Source organism: Pseudoalteromonas sp. JC3, from assembly GCF_030291895.1.
Taxonomy (GTDB): Bacteria; Pseudomonadota; Gammaproteobacteria; order Enterobacterales; family Alteromonadaceae; genus Pseudoalteromonas.
The window spans coordinates 473,756-492,642 of sequence record NZ_CP127856.1; the positions used below are offsets into that span (position 1 = coordinate 473,756).

The following is an 18,887-nucleotide window of genomic DNA, read 5'->3' on the forward strand; positions in this document are numbered from 1 at the left end:
TTCTTAACGCTCAATTTAATCCTTGGGTGGTGCGTTAGCACCACCTTCTTCTTAATCCCACTAGCATTCCAGAGATTAACGTAAACCATCCGATACTGCCGCCAGACGATCCGCTATCACCAGAGTCCGTCGGCGTTGTTGTTGGGGTCGTCACTGTGATCTCAACAGTGCCTTTCGCGCTTTGATCTGCACCATCCGATAGCGTTAACACGACATTATATGTACCCGCTTGACCGTAACTATGCGTTGTAGTCAAACCAGAACCTTGCGTACCATCACCGAAATCCCAACTAGCTTGATAGTTACCATCACCACCAGCAGCAGTTGCGACAAAGCTTGCCTGTAAGTTAGATGTGGTCGCTGTGGCTTCAATGCTTAGTGGTACTACGACAGTCACTGAGGTTGATTTAGTTACCGCCTCACCTTCGGCATCTTTCACATTAAGCGTTACCGTGTACGTGCCGCTTAGCTCATAGATATGTTCAACTGAGTTAGATGATGCTGTTGCTCCATCACCAAAGTTCCAGTCAAGTTCATAAGGCGCTTTGCCACCAATGATTTCAGCATTGAAGACAAAGCCTTGCCCTACTGAGGTCGCTTTGATATCACCGACTGTAAGCGGGATTGGCTCGACGTTGCCTACGCTGACATTTGAACTCAACGCTGAACTGCTCCCGTCAGCTTTGGTTCGTGTGAACATTACCGTATAGTTGCCAATATCTTGATAGCTATGAGTAGGTGAAAGCGCGTTACTTGTTTGACCATCGCCAAAGTTCCACAAAAAGCTATCTGATTCGTTTAATGCTAAGCCTTTGACATTAAACTTAACGGTGTTTTGCGATTGTACTTGAGTGATTTTAGGGTCGCTGAGGTAAATTATACCGACTTGCGCACTACTTGCATCTTCCTCTATGGTATTCAATCTAAGTTGAACACCAAAACCCGGCAAACTAACACCTGACTCCTTTTGGATTGGGAAGGTGTAATCCTGAGTATCATCAAACGTACTGATTGGCGTGAGATGTTGATCGCCAAGACCTGCTTTCTGCGTATCCAAACGAAGCGTCGCATCTTTGACCTGAATAATACTCGTTGCGGGTGTGGTGTCGTCGGCTTTGAAAATAGGGTTTTGATCTTGGTCGATGACTAACATATCTCCAGAGCCGGGGTGTAGCGAAGTCGAGTTATTACTCTCTTCATTGTTGCTGTACCACATCAGCACACCAGAATTATAACCAGACAAAGACAAACCAGCATCTAACCCTCTAAATGAGCGTAAATGGGCGTAGTAAGCGTTACCTGATTTAGCTCTATAGCCAGAAATCTTACGAAATCCACTGTAGACTAAGTCGTTAGTTGGCTCTGCGGTATTTGTATAAATTTGCGAACCATCCGCTGTCACCTTAATGTTGTCTAGTAATACACCTTTAAGCGTTTCAAAATCGTCAGTTTGATAAACGAATGTCACGGTGACAGTTTGTCCTCGGTACGCTGAGATATCAAAATCTAGCGTAATTGGGTTAGCCCCAAAAGAAGATGACTCGCCATCCATGTAGTGAGTGACATTGGCATAATTTGGATGGTTTGATTTTGTTGTATTTCCTGCTATTGGCTGCCCATTTACCGCCACTTGGAAAATATCGTAGTTAAGCTCGATACTATAATTTGCAAGCATGGATAATGAAATTTGGCTTGCGTTAGGTAAGCTTAAGGTAAAACTTGCTTGATTATTGAGTTTGTCGTCTTGTCCGGAGTAATAGTGGTAATTTCCATCCAGAGGCGTAATGAATTCCTCTAGTTGTGCAGGCAAATTGATCTTTATTTGATTCGTAGTACCATTGTTTATTCCAATATCCGTGAGCGTTACCGTTTGTTCTGTACTCAAATCATCTAATGTGTACTCTGTTTGGTTTAACCAATTTCCTGCATAATTTTGTTGTAAAAACTCAAGGCTTTTAGGGGAGAACTGGGTGGGCTGCGAGCCACTTAATTGGCCTAAGTAACTGCCTGAAGACATAACTGACCACAGCGCAACGGGTTCGCCTATGTCATTGGAATTTAAATCATATTCGTCGGGTAACCCAAGGTCATGACCAAACTCATGAACAACCACACCGATTGCAGCATCAATAGGATTAATGGTGTAGTTATAAATCTTGTAGTTGGTATCTGGAATTGCCTTAGGTTGGTTGTTTTCATCAAATACGAAGAAGCGATGTGACCAAATTGCGTCAGTATCTAATACGCCGCCACCTGCTTCTTGACCAATACTTGAATGAAATAACATGACATGGTCAATTATGCCGTCAGGTTCAAGGCGGTTGCCATCACCATCTATGTCGTTCAAATCTGTTTTATCGTACTCAGATAAGTCGATATTAAATTGGGTCACAGCTTTGCTTACTGCTTCGAACACCAACTCTTCCGGTCTTAAGTCTCGGGTATCGCCTTCTTGTTCGCCATAGTAGGCTGCATTTTGAGCGGCTCTTACCCAACCAAATGCATTGCCAGATACCTTGAAGCTGCCCCCTGAGGCCGCTTGATAAAACTGGGTAGCGGATTGCAACGATTCATTGTTAGGGCCGTTATATCCGCTATCTGAGTACAGTAGTGATTGGTAGTGAGACGCGGGATAGCTCGAGTAGTACATATCTGTATCACCCGGGTTTAGTCGGTTCTGGTCGTTAGGTAAGTCGGGAAAATCGACCAGAATAGCAAGGATTTTAGCTTCATTAAGTGTTTGCGCCGTGCCCACCGCAAATTGTTTACCTAACTTAGTATTGCCAAGGTGCACATTTTTAATTGCATAAGGTGTTTTTATTTGGCTGGCAATAGGCTTTGTTTTGGTGAATTGCTCAAGCGCAATTTTCCGCTCGTATTCACTCAGCGTGCGGCCGAGCTTTTTCTCCTGCCAATAGATAACTTGATCTTTATAGAGCACCTGCGCTGACGCTGCATTTGATAGCAGTGTGGCCGATACCAATACGCTTAGTTTAAAAATATTCATCTAAGATTCCCTAGTACAATTGAGCTTTAAGTTTAGCATTTTTATCGTTTTGTTCCCGTATAAGTTCTACTAAATAAAAAATCCAATTGGTGGTGAATTTTAAATTGAAATGTAATATTTCAACAATTGAAAGGTGGAAAGGTGGAATTTATATCTAATACTGTGTAGGCTAACTTTGACATCAACTTAAAGGCAAAATAATGACAAATTTCTTTCAACTAATCGTTCTCGTGGTGGTACTGGTCTCTTCATAGAGTTCAGCGGGGAGCTATTACTTGAAAGAAATACTCAAACCCCGCAACCAGCGGGGTTTTTTTTTGATTTTATAAATATAACAGGCACGCACAGTCAACGAGGAATGAGGTAATGGCAGAGCAATACAACGGCTCCGAGCTAGTAGTAAAAGCATTGAGCGCATTAAAAGTAAAATACATATTTGGCTATCCTGGCGGATCGGTTCTTGATCTATATGATGCCTTGTTTCAGCAATCAGATATTGAGCATATCTTGGTTAGACATGAGCAAGCAGCGACCCACATGGCCGACGGTTATGCCAGAGCAACGGGAGATGTCGGTGTCGTTCTTGCGACCAGTGGCCCAGGCGCTACAAATTGCATTACAGGGATCGCGACGGCTTATATGGATTCAATCCCAATGGTTGTACTCTCGGGGCAAGTGCCTTCAAACCTAATCGGCGATGATGCGTTTCAAGAAACGGATATAGTTGGTTGCTCTCGCCCTATCGTTAAACACAGTTTTAACTGCCGCGACGCGACAAAAATCCCAGAAGTGTTAGCTAAGGCATTTTATCTAGCCAACTCTGGTAGACCGGGACCGGTTGTGGTTGAGCTGCCAAAAGATATTTTGAATCCTGCGCTTAAATTCGATTATCAGATGCCTGAACAAATTGATATGCGTACTTACAACCCGAGTGTAAAGGGGCATTCCAAGCAGATCCGCAAAGCGGTTGAAGCCATTATTGAAGCGAAGCGTTTGGTTATCTATTCTGGCGGTGGCATTATTCTTTCGAATACCTCAGAAAAACTAACTGAGCTGGTTGAGAAACTAAACGCGCCTATCACCAATACCCTAATGGGTCTTGGCGGGATCAGCGGCACACATCCTAATTTTATTGGCATGTTAGGGATGCACGGTAGTCTTGAAGCGAATAAGGCGATGGCGAATGCCGATGTTATCTTAGCGTTAGGTGCACGTTTTGATGACCGTGTAACCAATAACGTCAAGAAATTTTGTCCGGATGCCAAAATTGTTCACGTTGATGTGGATCCAACTTCAATTTCTAAGACCATTCAAGCGCATATCCCAGTTGTGGGCTGCTTAGATACGGTGATGGAGCAATTGCTACGCGGTATCGAAAAAAGCGAGAAGCGCATCGACCGAGCCGCACAAGAAGATTGGTGGCAAGCAATTACCACATGGCGTGCTCAGAAATGCTTGTCGTTTACTGCGGGTGTAGAAAAAATCAAACCACAAACGGTTATCGAAAAGCTATACCAAATGACCAGTGGTGACGCGTATGTTTGCTCAGACGTAGGACAACACCAGATGTTTGCAGCGCAGTACTATCCGTTCAAATCACCTCGTCAATGGATCAATTCAGGCGGACTTGGCACCATGGGGTTTGGCTTGCCCGCGGCGATGGGCGTAAAAATGGCATTCCCGCAAAGTGAAGTATTGTGCGTAACTGGGGATGGCTCTATCCAAATGAATATTCAGGAGCTTTCAACCTGTTTGCAATACGGCCTTGCTGTCAAGGTTATCTCGTTAAACAACCGCTCGCTTGGTATGGTGCGTCAATGGCAAGACATGATGTATGAGGGACGTCACGCAAGCTCCTATATGGAATCACTGCCTGATTTTGTTGCGCTTGCCGAGAGTTATGGTCATATCGGTATTCGGGTTGATAAGCCTGAGCAACTTGATGCGGCGCTGGAAAAAGCAATGTCGATTAAAGACCGACTTGTATTTTTAGATATTTTGGTTGATGAGTCTGAACATGTGTATCCAATGCAAATTAAGCAAGGTGCGATAGACGAGATGTGGTTGAAAAAAGGAGTAAAAGCATAATGAGAAGAATACTATCGATTTTATTAGAGAATGAACCTGGCTCTCTTTCTCGTATTGTGGGTTTATTTTCTCAACGTGCGTACAACATTGACAGCTTAACAGTGGGTACAACCGCAGACAAAACGCTATCTCGTATTACCATCACGACCCAAGGCGATGACCGCATTGTTGAACAAATCACCAAGCAAGTTAATAAGTTGGTGGATGTGCTTAAGGTTATTGATCTAACTGATATGCAGCACATTGAAAGAGAGCTGCTACTGGTAAAAGTCTATGCCAGAGATGAAGTAACACGAGCTGCTATCAATCGTGTTGCTGAGGTGTTCCAAGCCAGCATTATAGATATGGGCAAGCAAAGTTATATATTACAGATGGTAAGCTCAGCCGACCGTCTTGAGTCTTTCTTGGATCTATTACGTCACGAAAGCGACATAATTGAACTTGTGCGTTCTGGCGCGGTAGGTATTGGCCGAGGTGACAAAGCACTGAAAGGATAAAACCACCTACCTTTTAGCTGTCACTGTTATCTTTTTGCGCGGGTAAGCACGTAGTATTACGTACAACCCGCTTCAGTTATTTGCATGGCGGCTTCGATTTACTCTCATTAGGTTACTGGCTATAATCTCGTTTTTATCAAGTTAGATTATGCACATGGAACTCGAACGCTTCTGGCAGCTTGTCACCGCCCCCGATCATTCAAACGATAATGACTATTTAAAAAAGCGTTTATCACCGCTAAGTTCAGAAGAAATTGCTCAGTTCGATGCATTATATACCAAAGAACTAAGAGCACTGTGGCATTGGGATAACTGGAAAGTGGCCTACGTGATTGCAGGCTGTAATAGCGAATATGACTTCTTAGATTTTTGTAATTGGATCATCAGTCGCGGCCCTGAAGCGGTAAGTGTACTTACAGCGGAACCAGACGAATTAGCTAATAAGTTTGCTATTCCGAATAAAGACGACTTGCCCTACCCATTTATTGACGAATTAGATTTAGTTGCAGGGTTGCTTTTTGAAGAAAAAAATCAAGACGAACTCCCGTATCACAGTGTTGTGAACTTTCCGCCGCAAGGCAAAAAGTTTAAAAATAAACCAAAACAGTTAAAGGCTGAACTACCTCAACTTTTTGGTCAATATTGGCTTGGATAAGGTTTAGTTTATTGTTTTATGTGATGGGTTTTAGTTGTTCTAGAGTTAGACGCTGAGACTCACTATTACCATCGCAAGATGTCGCCGCTCCAGATGCCTACCAATCCTTCCCGCTAACCAACCAAAATGACTTTGCTAAAAACACAACCTCTTGTTAAGCCTTAAGCAGTGGAATACTATGCTTATTACCCATTTCGGGAATAAAAAGAAAAGTGAACTTAAACATTGATTCTTTTCTGCCTCTCTGTCCATTTCTTAATTTTTTTGAGTGAAAAACACCTAAGTTGAAGTTGCGATTTTATGCCCGTATTTCGATTAATAAAAAGCTTATACATGAATTCCTTGGCTGATAGCCATATATGATTGCTGGCATTAACAACTTCCGCCATCTCCACCATTGCAGCCACCATCCCCTCCTGAATTGCCGAAAAAGCCTCCGCCATCACCATTCGTTCTGCCCGTATAGTTGCCAGAGCCTCCAAAGGAAGAAGTAACTTTACCAACCAACAAGATTAGCAATAGGCCTGATAAAATGGGACTAAAGATCCCTTCAAACCCTGATGAAGAAGAAAAGTCAGTGAAAAATGAGAATAATGCTAACCCTACGACGTAGATTAAAGTTTTCATATTTTCCGCTCTCTATTGGAGTATCATAGGTTATTGGTACTAATATACCTTGTAATGCTGAAACCATCACCGTCCTCTTATAACTGTCTGGCAGGTGAATTCTAAACCCAATAAGTGATACTGATCGTAAGCTCATTTATGCGCTGGTAAAAATTAGCTGATACTTATACCGTCAGTATCCCTTGGTAATCACGCAAAAAACAGATCAAATATTTACACCAATAATTCGCACTTTCAAAAGTCCCCCAGCATTGATGCAAATGGTGCTAGGCGTCACCAATTCCCGTTAACGGCTGAATGAAATTACAGCTATAGGCTCAGGTATTCTTTGGCAGATAAAAACGCCAAGTACACGTTCTAGCTATCTGAAGTTCATATTACTTCGTCTTGCTAGTACTGCCCTTTTATACGAACCATTTCATTCGCATACACTGACTCGCCATTATATTCAGTGAGAAATTCATCAGACACTTCGAATCCGTATGCCTTGTATAACTCCTTAGCAGGCTCATTTGTCTTGGCGACAAAAAGGTTCGCCTTGCCGCATATTTGTGACAAAAGGAATTCAAGTATTTTTCTTCCGATTCCGTTTCCTCTAGCACTAGGGCAAACAAATAGTGCTCTAATCTCTGACCCAAATATTGCTCCAAAACCAAGAACATTCCCATCATCAAAAACGTATATCTTTGATTCCTTTAGTGCAGATAGTCTCTTTTCATCATCTTCTAGAGGTAAGAGCTTAAATGTCTTTTTCTCAAAACGAAGCTCATCCAGCTTAGATTTTGAATAGATCTCCAAAACTCTTGGATAATCGTTCTCGCTGAACTCTCGAATATTCATAGGGTGCTAGCTCTTATCAATTTTAAATATATCCATTGTGCGTTGTAGCGTATCGCTATTTAGTTTCATATCTTTAAACAATTCATTTAACGCTTTCGATGTATCTAATTCATGGTTTGCAGCGTCAAGTACAGCAGCGGTATTTTGTGATATATCGGCGGCCACTTCAGACTGTTCGCAAGCTGCTGTGGCAACCGAAGTCGTGAGTTTTTCAACATTCGAACTGTGTTCGTTTACTCTGAGCGATACTTTACGCGTTTCTTCTACTTCGTTCATGGTATTTTGTGTGAGCAGTGTGTTTTCTCTGATTGATTTCACAACGCTTTGGCTTATCTCTGACAGGCTAAGTAACAGCGTGGAAATTTGCTCTGAAGATTGTTTACTGTTGTTTGCAAGTCCTCGCACTTCGTCGGCTACAACAGCAAAGCCGCGGCCATGCTCGCCTGCACGGGCTGCTTCAATTGCGGCATTGAGTGCTAGCAGGTTAGTTTGTTCGGCAACACTGCGAATTGAATCCAAGATAGTGTTTATTTCAGATACCTGCTTTTCCATACTCGCGGCCATCTCGTCGACGGCGTTCATACTCGTCGAGAGGGTTTTCATGGTGTCTAAGTTTTTTTGGTTGTCTGCAAGTAACTGCTGTGATTCGATGTTAAGTTGGTCGCTGGCATCCAGCGTATCTTGCGCGAGTTTTGCAATTTCTTGGCTGGTTGCGGCCATTTCTTCTATTGCAACCGCAATGGAAGATGCCATGCCTTGGGTTTTTTGTGCATCCTCATTGACGTTAGAGGCTGCTAAATGCATTTTTTCGCCTAGTTTCGTACCTACCTGAACGGACTTAGCTAAGCCAACCATTAGGTCTTTAAACGCATAAATCGTATTGTAAATTGACTCGGAGATTTGCCCAAGCTCATCGCGCGTGTTTAAGCGCATATCTAAAGTTAAGTCGCCCTCTTCAGCTACGCGTTTTAATATACTCGTTAATTGTGAAAGCTCCGAGCGTAACGAGCGAATCAGATGAAAGTTGACGAGCGCGATAAAGCTGAGAACGACGACAAAAAGCACAAACATTAAGATACTTTCAAATGCGATATCTGATTTGTGCTTTTGGCTATCTTTAATTGTCATTTCCCACACTGAATCGAGTTTGGTCTTGAACTTACCTATTAGACTTGTCGCCGCAGAAAACCACTCGGCACTTGAAGGTAAGCGACTAAAGTCAACTTGCCCTTGGCTTTCAAGAGTATCAAGAATTTGATTGAATGCTTTTGCCTCGCTTGAAGATAAAATAGTTTGTACGTTGCTTTGGCCCGTACCTTCGAGTGCGGTTTCTAATTGATGTAATGACATCTCTAGCTGTTGGCGATAGTACTTGATATCGTCTTTGAGGGTGTCTGACATTGCTTTTTTCGCAAGCACACCATTCACTTTGCCACGGATCTGTCCAAGGCGCTCTTTGCTTTGGGCAATAAGGAAAGCAATAGAAAGTTCAGAAGACAAGGTTCTATCTGATACGTAGGCTTGAATTTTTGCTGCTGTGTTTAATGAAACTTGATTAAGTTTGCTGTAGTAAGCAAAAGCATTACTGCTATTTTTCCTGTCGACCTCACCTCTTACGCGGTTCTTATTGGCTTCCACTTCAAAAATATAAGGTAACCATTTTTGCACATTTTTATCTTTAAGAAACAGTGAAGAGTGAATACTCTTAAGCGTTGATATTGTTTGGTCGGCAATTTCACGTTGCGCGTCGACCTTTCGTTTGTTATCACTACTTGGATTACCAAGGAACCCAGCCGTTAAGCCGCGCTCTACCGCATGATGATGCGCTACTTTCTCAATGGCGTCGAGCAAAACGACATAGTTGATATTTTGATCGGCCGCATTGTACTGTCTCCAGTTATTCAAAACGTTTTTGCCAACTAAAAATAGTAAAAATGCAAGCAGTGAGAAAGAACTTATCATCGTGAGCTGCATAATCGAAAATTTTTTCAAAATACCCATTCGTCTCTCCGTAGCGCGAGCGTAGATTATTGTTTAATCAAGGTAACTATAGCCCAACAAAATTAAGGTGAGATATTTTGTAACAAACATCGTAATTGAATTAGCGTTTCGAGGCTGTAAGGATATGATAAATGTTACTTAAAGTAATTTTTCTGAAAACAAATGGTAATGCAGTGTTGCTACCTTCTTGTTGCTAATAATGGTATTGGCGTCAAAATTAAATAGAGGAATGTATGAAAGGATTTATCAAACTAATGTTAGTGAGCCTTGCGCTTATCTCTTTGAAGTCATATGCGGTTGTATTTACGTGTAAAGGTATCGTGTACGACCTTTATTCAAATGGTAATAATAGCTACGAAGTTAGGTTTGAGCGTGAGTCCGGAGTTGACCTTGAGCCTGTTATCATTTATCCAGAACAGCACTATCTGTTAGGGCCTGTACTGGATGCTATCCGTGAAGGTGAAAAATACCGCACTGTATATCGCTTAGTCATTGAAAATAGAGATAGTGCTGATACTCGATGCCACGATGGTGAGAGTGAAAACGCCTTAATCGGTCTTACTAAAGTCATCGATTAAAAAAACAAAAGGCGCCGACGGCGCCTTTAGAAACTAACCTGTAATGATCCTTAACATTCTACGAAGTGGTTCTGCCGCCCCCCATAAAAGTTGATCACCAACAGTAAATGCACTGATATATTTTTCACCCATAGTGAGCTTTCTTATCCTGCCTATCGGAATATTCAGTGTGCCGGTAACATTAACCGGAGTTAGCTCTTTTGCGGTAATATCACGCTCATTTGGAATGACGCGAACCCATTCATTATGTGCAGCGAGAATCGCTTCTATTTCTTCGACACTTCGATTTTCACGTAACTTGATGGTGAGCGCTTGTGAATGACAGCGCATCGCGCCAATTCGTACACACAATCCGTCAATAGGAATGGGCTGCTTTGACGAGCCAAGGATTTTGTTTGCTTCTACTTGTGCTTTCCACTCTTCTTTACTTTGCCCAGACGGCATTGGAACGTCAATCCATGGAATTAAGCTGCCGGCTAACGGCACACCAAATTGATCTTGTGGTAAAGATTCATCTTTGATTTTTTCTGCCACTAGCTTATCGATTTCTAAGATGGCTGAACTTGGGTCGTTGAGTTGTGCTTTAACCGAGCTGTGGATCTCACCCATTTGAGTGATGAGTTCACGCATATTTCTTGCGCCTGCACCTGATGCCGCTTGATAGGTCATTGGGCTCACCCACTCTATTAAGTCTTGCTCGAATAAACCACCAAGCGCTAGTAGCATAAGAGAAACCGTGCAGTTACCACCAACAAAGGTTTTTACACCTTGCTCAAGACCTTGTTGGATGACATCTTTGTTGACCGGATCAAGCACAATAATACTGTCTTTTTCCATTCTCAGTGCTGAAGCTGCATCTATCCAATAGCCTTCCCAGCCCTGTTCACGCAATGAAGGATATACAGATTTGGTGTAATCTCCGCCTTGGCAAGAGATGATAATATCCATTTCGCTAAGCGATAGAATTTCGCTTGCATCTTTTAGCGGCTTTGGCTCTCCACCGCCTTTCACAACGGGGCCAAGTTGGCCCGCTTGCGAGGTAGTAAAGAAGTGTGCATCAATGACCTCAAAGTCATTTTCTTGTTGCATACGCTCCATCAGCACGGAGCCAACCATTCCACGCCAGCCGACGAGTCCTACTTTTTTCATGTTATGTGCCTTAATTCTTGATTATACGGATCATTGCGTGAGTCGTATGTCTAGATGGCTACCATAGCAAAAGAATACGCAGTGGACTAGCTAGAAATCAGGATTTTAAAAAATAAAAAACCCCGCATGGCGGGGTTTGGATACAACATGTAAAGGTTGTCCTAATTTAACGCATTTGCGTCAACAAGAACTCGGTACGAAACGAGCTATGGTTTTGTTTTTAAAGCTCTTAAATAATGTTACTAGTTAAATATGACAAGTATATTAACAAGCTAGTAACTTACTGAAGTATTTAGATATATTTTTATATATAGACCAACTATACACAAAGTTACAGAACTTAGTCTATGAAATAACGAATAACAAATAAAAAAATTTAGAAAGATTGATAAAGATCAAAAAAGCCAAGGCGGGCCTTGGCTTTGGTTTAAGCTTAGTTGTTCCTTAGAACTCGTAGCTGTAGCTCAGGCTAACTGAGGTGCCAACATCTTTTTGTCTTACTACCACGTCAGATTGAGTTACTTCTTGATCTTCATTTAGCAAGTTCTTGACTTTAAATTTAACTTTAGAGTTAAAGTCTGGATACCAAGTATATACTAGGTCAAGCGAATGAAATGGTTGCTCATAAGCATCATCTCTACCACCAATCCCAGAAGCCAAAATACGCTCTCCAAAGACGTTATACACTAATGAACCACTGTGTTGACCATCAGCCGAATCATAGTTTAATTGCATATTAACTACGTACTCTGAGTGACCCGTCATACGCTTTGTTGGATTGGTTAAGTTACCTGCACGAGCAGGATCTATCGATACTTCAGAATCACTTAAGGTGATGTTACCTGACGTAAAGAAGCCGCTCGCAAGACTCGATAAGTCATATAACCACTCGGCTTCGATACCGTATACTTCGCCTTCCTCACCATTTACGAAGGTTGCTGTATAGTCTTCATCACCAACCCGTAAGATGGTTTCTATTGGTGCCGTGATGTCTTTATAGAATGCCGCAACTGAGAAGTTGTCGCCATTATCCATATAGTACTCAAAGCGCGCGTCATAGTTTTTCAGGTCGCTACTCTTTAGGCCAGCTACGCCGAAGGTGCGGATATCGGTTAGTGGATCATAGTAGGCAACCGGTACTAACTCACGTAAGTCAGGGCGTACTGTGGTTTCACCATAACCAAAACGTACTTGATAGTTACCGTCTGAAAGATACGTTAGCGATAGTGCGTTAAAGAAGTTATCTTCGTTAACTGTACCGGCTAAAATACGCTCTTCATCGTAAATCGTTTCCATCGTTATGCGGTCGAAGATCAGACTCGATGTTGCAAGTGACACTTGTTTAAAGTCTTCGTAACGAATACCACCACTAATACGCCAGGTATTGTCGAAGAAGATATCAAATTCACCATAGCCCGCATCAATCTTTTGAGCTGCGATATAATCGTCCGCCGCTGGTGCCTGAGGTTCGTTGAAGGTCAACAAGAAAGTGTTGTTGTTCAAAAACTCATCGTCAAGATAACCCGATAATCCATAGATCTCAGACTCATCAAAGTTTACTGGGATGGATATACCACTTTTGTTGTTTACAACGAAGTTACTGGTATTGTAAACACGCGCTCTGTCCATAAAGTCATAACCACCTTTGAGGGTAATTTCTATGCCCTCGAAGGTTAACGGTAAGGTGACATTGCCGCTGTAAGACTTTACGTTGTCTTCCATGTCGGTAAAGGCGTACGTTATACGGTTATCATCACCGGTAACGATGGAGTTTTTATAAGAGCCGTCTTCGTTATAGTTATCAATAAACTTAAAGTCGATTTCTGTTGGAATATCGGTTTGCGCTTTTGACTCTGTATACTGCCAGTCAAAGCCTACCCCCCAGTAATCGAGGAACGTGTGTTGACCAATCACTTGGTCGATATCCAACGTGCGTTCTTCGTAATCAAACTGATGTGAACGCTGTGCCGCGCCCGTTCCCGCAATTGTTCTAACGGTACTGCCGTTAGGGCTTTGTAACACGGAAAACTCTGATTCGGTTTCGTTATCTTCTAGATAAATCTTAGAATAAGTAATGCTATGCTGATCTAAGCGGTAACCGATATTGAATACACCATTTAGGCGTTCAGTTTCAGTCGTTACTTTAGATTCTTTAAGTGTCACATAACAGGAATTGGCTGTGTCTTCTGCGGTTTCTAGTTTTGAAGTACAGTTTTCACCTAATGTGTCGTCAATAACACCTGTTGTGCGGTCGCTATAATTCCAATCGTTGTCATAGGAACCCGCAAGCATAAAGCCTACCGTGCCGCCTAACCAATCTTCTTGGAAACTATTGCCAATGTTGGCTTTTACATCAAAGTTTGGATCTAGGGACTCTTCTTTGACTTGAATATCGCGAGGAAGTGATGACACAAAACCTTTGATCACGTCAATTGCTTGATCCGCACGTGTTAGCCCGTCTTTATCTTTGAAACCGTTTTTGTCTACAACTTCGCCGATGTCAAAGTTACCACGATATCTTACAACTGCATCTTGTAGTACTTGAGGTATACCTTCCGTGGTACCGCTGTAGGTAAAGCCTTTATCAGAATTAAAGTTTTGGCCAATACCTACCTCAATACCTGCGGTGAACTCCGATGGTACAGACTTAGTACGGATATCGATGTTACCACCACCGAATGCAGCAGGCATTGATGGAGAATAAGCTTTTTGTACCGCTAGACTTTCAATAATGCTTGCTGGAAAAATATCGAGTGGAATAACGTTTCTAGTTAAGTCCGGGCTCGGTACTGCGGCACCATTCAGGCGAGCACTTGAGTAACGCTCACCTAGGCCACGAACATAGATAAACTTGCCGTCAACTAACGTGAGACCGGTAACACGACGTAGCGCGGATGCTGCATCACTATCACCTGTTCTAGATAGCTGCTCTGCGCCTAAGATATCCGCAACGAAGGCTTGGTTTTTACGTTCTTCAATTACCGCCGCAGCACTACCTTGCAAACGAGTACCTACCGCAACAACTTCTTCGATTGCCTGTTCTTCTTCTGCAACGCTTGGTAGAGAAGTTGCGACTGTGAGTGCCGTACTGATGGCTAAAGCAACTTTTTTAAATTTCATTTGAGTATCCATATGCAATCCTGCCAAAAATCATAAAAAAGGCGCAATGACTGCGCCTTAATTGTAATAACTAAGGTCATTACGGATAATTAGTCAGCGTTTGAAGCCTCAATTGCTTTCTTAACCCACTGATACCATTCAGAAGATGTATCTTTATCAGATACCGCACCAATGTAATCAACGGTCGTGAAGAAGTTGTCATTTAGGCTGCTTAGGTCGTTTGCTTCAACAGTGATAGCGGTAGAGCTTGAATTTGTTGAGAAGCCGTCAGCTGCAATTACGTCAGCTGCACCGTTTAGAATTTGGTTAGAGCCTGCGTTAACAAACCAGTCTTCTTTACCTTCACCTGCAGGTAATGGGTCAGAACCATTTTTAAAGTTTGCAGCACAAGCAAGTACAGAGCTTACATAGTTAAGCGTATCAGCTTCAGCGTTTGCAGCAGCCTTATCATCTTTAAATTCTAAACATTCAGTGCCATTCGCAGCTGATGATTTAACTACTAATGCGTTGTAATACATACCACGGATTGCATCGTCAAACTTCATACCTTGTGATTCGTCATCATCACGAATTGAGTTACCATCAGTCGTTAACACAGTTACGTTTGCAAAATTAAGCGTAGATGCTGGTGCTTGGCTGTAATCAGGGCCTGCTGCTTTTTCACCATCGGTTTCAAAACCATTGTTACCCATGAAGCCTTCTGTGCCCGCAGGAATTAGTACCGCGTCGCCGTTGTCATCAGCATAAGTAACGTCACGCTTAGTTTGAATTGTACCGTGCTTAACAAGGATAAACTGGCCTTTACCTTGCCATCCTGCATCAACGTCAACAGCATCATCTTGAGTATCCGTTACTACGATATTTTTGATGTTTGCAGCACCACCGAAGAATTCGATACCATCGTCAAAACCTTGGTGAATGTGAAGGAATTCGAAGCTTGAACCAGAACCCACAGCATTCAGTGTTAGTGAATTTAAGTCGTCCCCAGGGCCGCCATCACGAGGACCAGAACCTGCATACCAAATGTGCGCATATTTGATTTGACCGCTGCTATCTGCGTTGTTTTTACCGCCATAGTAGCTTGTTACACCTTCAGAATCTGCATTACATAGGTCGCCATCACGCTCTGCATCGGTACATTCGTTTGTGATACCAAAACCGTTAACCATGATACCACCCCAGTCAGCAAACTGTGGACCGATACCTGCTAGGTTAAATGCGTCAAATTCTGCTGCTGAAGTGAAACGAATTGGCTCGGCTGCAGTACCAACTGCGTTGATCTTCGCGCCACGCGCGATACGAACCACTGACTCACCAGAAGTGAATGCCATTACAGCACCTGGCTCTACAGTTAGTGTTGGACCGTTCGCCTCGATTGTACAACCTGTTGATGTGTTACAATCTTTACCGATTAAAAGTGCACCTTTGAATACGTGAGCGCCGCCATTCTCAAGCTTTTTGAATGTAACATCACCTTGTACTTCTAGCGATTTAGAAGCAAAGTCAGTGCCGTATACACAGTGTGGTGCTTGGAACGTACCTTGAACTTCAGTGCTTCCTACAGCGCGAGTTGTACAGGGGTTAGTTGTGCCAGTATCGCCACCTGTATCACCGCCTGAATCGCTATTGTTTGTTGTATTGTTTGAATTGTTAGTGCTGTTATCGTTTACAGTAGGTGTAACTTCGATGTCACCACCACAACCAGTAAGTGCCATAGCAGCGACGATTGCAGAGACTCTGAAGAGGTTTTTTAGTTCCATTGCTAACTCCAATAGTAGACTTTTAAAAAATTATTTTTTTACTGTGTTTAAATGATGTGACTAAATTAATGGGGTTTTATTACACGAAGATTACACAAAATGATTGTAATTAAATCTTCATAATAAAAATTGGAACTTTTAAAAATAAAAAAAACCGCCCGAAGGCGGCTTTGGTGTTGCGATTATAAAATATTATAATAAAGCTTGTTTTAATGTTTCAGCATGAACTTTTTCCCGCTTCACATATTTAATCCATTGCTTAGCGAGGTTTGCTGATTTTTTGTGCTTTTCAGCTTGTTCGAAGGCCAATATAGAAGCATCAAAGTTTTGCAGGTTAAACTGTGCCATTCCAAGTGCAACATAGGCGTTAGACTCAAACGTTAAATCGCCTTTATTGAGAGCAAGTCGGGCGTGATCTGCGGCTTCATCATATTGTTCAAGATTTAAGTAGATCTCTGCAAGTCTCTGATCTAAATTGCCATGTTCAACTTTTTCAGTTGCTGCTAGGAAGAAAGGTAGTGACTTTTTATCTTCTCTTGCTTGAACGAAAGCTTCTGCGATAAAAGTTAGGTTTTTGGCGCTGTCTTCAACGACACCTGCTTTTATTCCGTTATCGAGTGCTTGCGCTGCTTTAAAAGGCAGGGCGTTCATTAAATAGACTTGAGCAAGTTGCATATAATCAGATTTTGATTTTATAAAGCCCCTTTGCTTCGCAGTTTCAAATGTTGCAAGCTGTTTTTTCTCGGCTCCTATTTCACCGTACATACCGCCAAGCTGGATCCAGTATTGTGGTTTGTCATAAAGGGTAACCATTTTCTCTAAAACATCCGCCACTTTTTTCGGCTGATTTAATGAGTAATATATCGCTCGTTGAAGAACTAACCAGTTTTCTTTTGGTAGTTCACCTTCGGCTTCAACTAAATTAATCGCAGTATTTATATTGCTTATCGCGTCATTATATTTTTTTAGTTGATATTGCGCTTGCGCTTTTAAAATATAAAAGTTGCTTTTTGGGGCCTGGGTATTAGCTTCTTTCCACTGATCAAGGAATGATAATGTACTTTCAAAATCATTGTTTGCCATGGCCAATTGAGCCAAGCTAAATGTCGTAGAAAGACGCAGGGACTCAGGAATAGATTCTTCCGCAATAACTGCTTTGAAAGATTCGATGGCCTTGTCGAGCTTGTTTTCGTTGTAATAAATAAAGCCATAGAAGTTATACATCATTGCCACTTCGTAGCTATTCATACTCGAAACGCGTTCTTTCACCGAATCTAATGCGGCGAGGCCTTCTGCAACTTGCCCGTCGTCTGCAAGTTTTTGCGCGCGGGCCAGTTGACTATACACTTTTTCGCGTAGCGCGGGCACACGCTTGGTTTTAGTTTCTGAGTCAGCATAAGCCGTTGCCAAATTAACATTTGGTATGACTGAAATGAGACTCGGCGCTATTAAACCTGTGCTAAATAACGCACTTACTAACGTAATTTTTTTAAACATTTTCATAATCGCAATCCTTAATGGCAGTTAGCCATTAATTTGAAATGAAATCTTATTTTGAACACCCGCAACTTCAACCGGTTCACCGTTTACTACGCGAGGTTTGTATTTAAATTTCAATGCCGCATCAAGCGCTGCTTGGTCAAAGATTGATTCCGGTTCGGCGCTTACTACAACAGGGTTTCTCACAGTGCCTTGTTTAGTTACAATGAACTCAACAATCACATACCCCTCAATTCCGCGTGATAAAGCACGTCTTGGATATACCGGCGCAACTTTAACGATTGGCAGATATTCACCATCACTGGACTCAAGTGCTAAACCACTCGCCAAATCTACGTCAGCGTCCACATTGGCACTAAAGTCAAAGTTGCCGCCTGTTGCGTCAAGATTGTTGTTCTGGGTTTGTGGTGCATCCATTGGTGGAGGCGGCTCTTTAGGTGTTGGTGGCTTTTGTGGCTTACGCTCTTTTTTCTCCACCGTCTCTTCTTTTTTAAGACGGACGAAATCTAGTACTTGTCCTTTTACAGGATCTGTCATTGCTCCTTCCCCTCCTTGGATAAGCGCTTGCATACCCAAGAAAAGGAAAAAGGTAACTATGCCTGCAATTACTAAAGCAATTAAGTAACGCATGGTATGTTCCTATGACTCCTGTGCTGCAATCGAAACATCAAATGCGCCAGCTGCGCGTGATGCATCCATTACTTTAATTAGCGTGTCAGTAGTTGCCTTTTTATCAGCCTGAATAACCACACTACCCTGCGGATTCTCCGCTTTAAGACGCTCAATATTTGCTTGAACTGCACGGATGTCTACTTGGCGTTTGTTAATCCAAATTTCACCAGTATCTGAAATTGCAACCAGGATATTGGCTCTTTGCTTTTTAACTGCAGTGGCCGCTTCTGGGCGGTTAACATCAATACCCGCTTCTTTAACGAAAGAGGCCGTTACAATAAAGAAGATAAGCATGATAAATACAACGTCCAGCATTGGCGTCATGTTGATTTCTTCTGCTTCTTCTTCTTGGAATACTTTTGCAAGTGGTGCTCTCATAATTCTTTCCTCACA

At 42.3% G+C, this 18,887-nt stretch carries 14 protein-coding genes; 4 read left to right on the forward strand and 10 right to left on the reverse strand.

Going from position 1 to position 18,887, the window contains the following annotated elements; genetic code table 11:
* Positions 1-34 precede the first annotated feature (34 nt).
* A complete protein-coding gene (locus QSH61_RS20855; RefSeq protein ID WP_206471339.1) occupies positions 35-3,007 on the reverse strand; it encodes an immune inhibitor A domain-containing protein in 2,973 nt (990 codons plus the stop codon).
* Positions 3,008-3,373: 366 nt separating this feature from the next.
* Here QSH61_RS20855 and QSH61_RS20860 point away from each other — a divergent pair, with 366 nt between their 5' ends.
* From QSH61_RS20860 to QSH61_RS20870, 3 genes are all read left to right on the forward strand, one after another.
* On the forward strand, positions 3,374-5,095 hold the full coding sequence (locus QSH61_RS20860) for an acetolactate synthase 3 large subunit (protein ID WP_010605491.1): 1,722 nt from the start codon (positions 3,374-3,376) through the stop codon (positions 5,093-5,095).
* Positions 5,095-5,592, forward strand: coding sequence for an acetolactate synthase small subunit (gene ilvN / locus QSH61_RS20865; protein WP_010377111.1), 498 nt, complete (start codon positions 5,095-5,097; stop codon positions 5,590-5,592). The genes QSH61_RS20860 and ilvN overlap by 1 nt, the downstream gene beginning before the upstream one ends.
* 154 nt (positions 5,593-5,746) lie before the next feature.
* Complete coding sequence (locus QSH61_RS20870) at positions 5,747-6,247, forward strand: DUF4240 domain-containing protein (RefSeq protein WP_206471340.1); 501 nt, start codon at positions 5,747-5,749, stop codon at positions 6,245-6,247.
* A gap of 372 nt (positions 6,248-6,619) precedes the next feature.
* On the opposite strand, the gene QSH61_RS20875 is transcribed toward QSH61_RS20870, so the two are convergent.
* The 3 genes from QSH61_RS20875 to QSH61_RS20885 form a co-directional block, all read right to left on the reverse strand.
* Positions 6,620-6,874: a hypothetical protein gene (locus QSH61_RS20875; protein WP_069019196.1), complete on the reverse strand. Its 255-nt coding sequence runs from the start codon at positions 6,872-6,874 to the stop codon at positions 6,620-6,622.
* Positions 6,875-7,264: 390 nt separating this feature from the next.
* Positions 7,265-7,714, reverse strand: a complete 450-nt coding sequence (locus tag QSH61_RS20880) for a GNAT family N-acetyltransferase (RefSeq protein ID WP_174169177.1) — start codon at positions 7,712-7,714, stop codon at positions 7,265-7,267.
* Between the two features lie 6 nt (positions 7,715-7,720).
* A complete protein-coding gene (locus QSH61_RS20885; RefSeq protein ID WP_206471341.1) occupies positions 7,721-9,715 on the reverse strand; it encodes a methyl-accepting chemotaxis protein in 1,995 nt (664 codons plus the stop codon).
* A gap of 233 nt (positions 9,716-9,948) precedes the next feature.
* Here QSH61_RS20885 and QSH61_RS20890 point away from each other — a divergent pair, with 233 nt between their 5' ends.
* The gene (locus QSH61_RS20890) at positions 9,949-10,293 is read left to right on the forward strand and encodes a hypothetical protein (protein WP_174169175.1); all 345 of its coding nucleotides are present in this window, start codon (positions 9,949-9,951) and stop codon (positions 10,291-10,293) included.
* 33 nt (positions 10,294-10,326) lie between these two features.
* On the opposite strand, the gene asd is transcribed toward QSH61_RS20890, so the two are convergent.
* The 6 genes from asd to QSH61_RS20920 all read right to left on the reverse strand — a co-directional run bounded on the left by asd (position 10,327) and on the right by QSH61_RS20920 (position 18,872).
* Positions 10,327-11,442 (reverse strand): aspartate-semialdehyde dehydrogenase, encoded by a 1,116-nt coding sequence (asd, locus tag QSH61_RS20895; RefSeq protein WP_102058111.1) that lies wholly within the window; start codon positions 11,440-11,442, stop codon positions 10,327-10,329.
* Between the two features lie 444 nt (positions 11,443-11,886).
* Positions 11,887-14,574 (reverse strand): TonB-dependent receptor domain-containing protein, encoded by a 2,688-nt coding sequence (locus QSH61_RS20900; RefSeq protein ID WP_174169174.1) that lies wholly within the window; start codon positions 14,572-14,574, stop codon positions 11,887-11,889.
* A 77-nt stretch (positions 14,575-14,651) separates the two neighbouring features.
* A complete protein-coding gene (locus QSH61_RS20905; protein ID WP_010605499.1) occupies positions 14,652-16,322 on the reverse strand; it encodes a beta-helix domain-containing protein in 1,671 nt (556 codons plus the stop codon).
* Positions 16,323-16,514: 192 nt separating this feature from the next.
* Complete coding sequence (locus tag QSH61_RS20910; protein WP_010605500.1) at positions 16,515-17,825, reverse strand: tetratricopeptide repeat protein; 1,311 nt, start codon at positions 17,823-17,825, stop codon at positions 16,515-16,517.
* A 21-nt stretch (positions 17,826-17,846) separates the two neighbouring features.
* A complete protein-coding gene (locus QSH61_RS20915) occupies positions 17,847-18,452 on the reverse strand; it encodes an energy transducer TonB (RefSeq protein WP_010605501.1) in 606 nt (201 codons plus the stop codon).
* Between the two features lie 9 nt (positions 18,453-18,461).
* On the reverse strand, positions 18,462-18,872 hold the full coding sequence (locus QSH61_RS20920; RefSeq protein ID WP_010378708.1) for an ExbD/TolR family protein: 411 nt from the start codon (positions 18,870-18,872) through the stop codon (positions 18,462-18,464).
* Between the last annotated feature and the right edge of the window lie 15 nt (positions 18,873-18,887).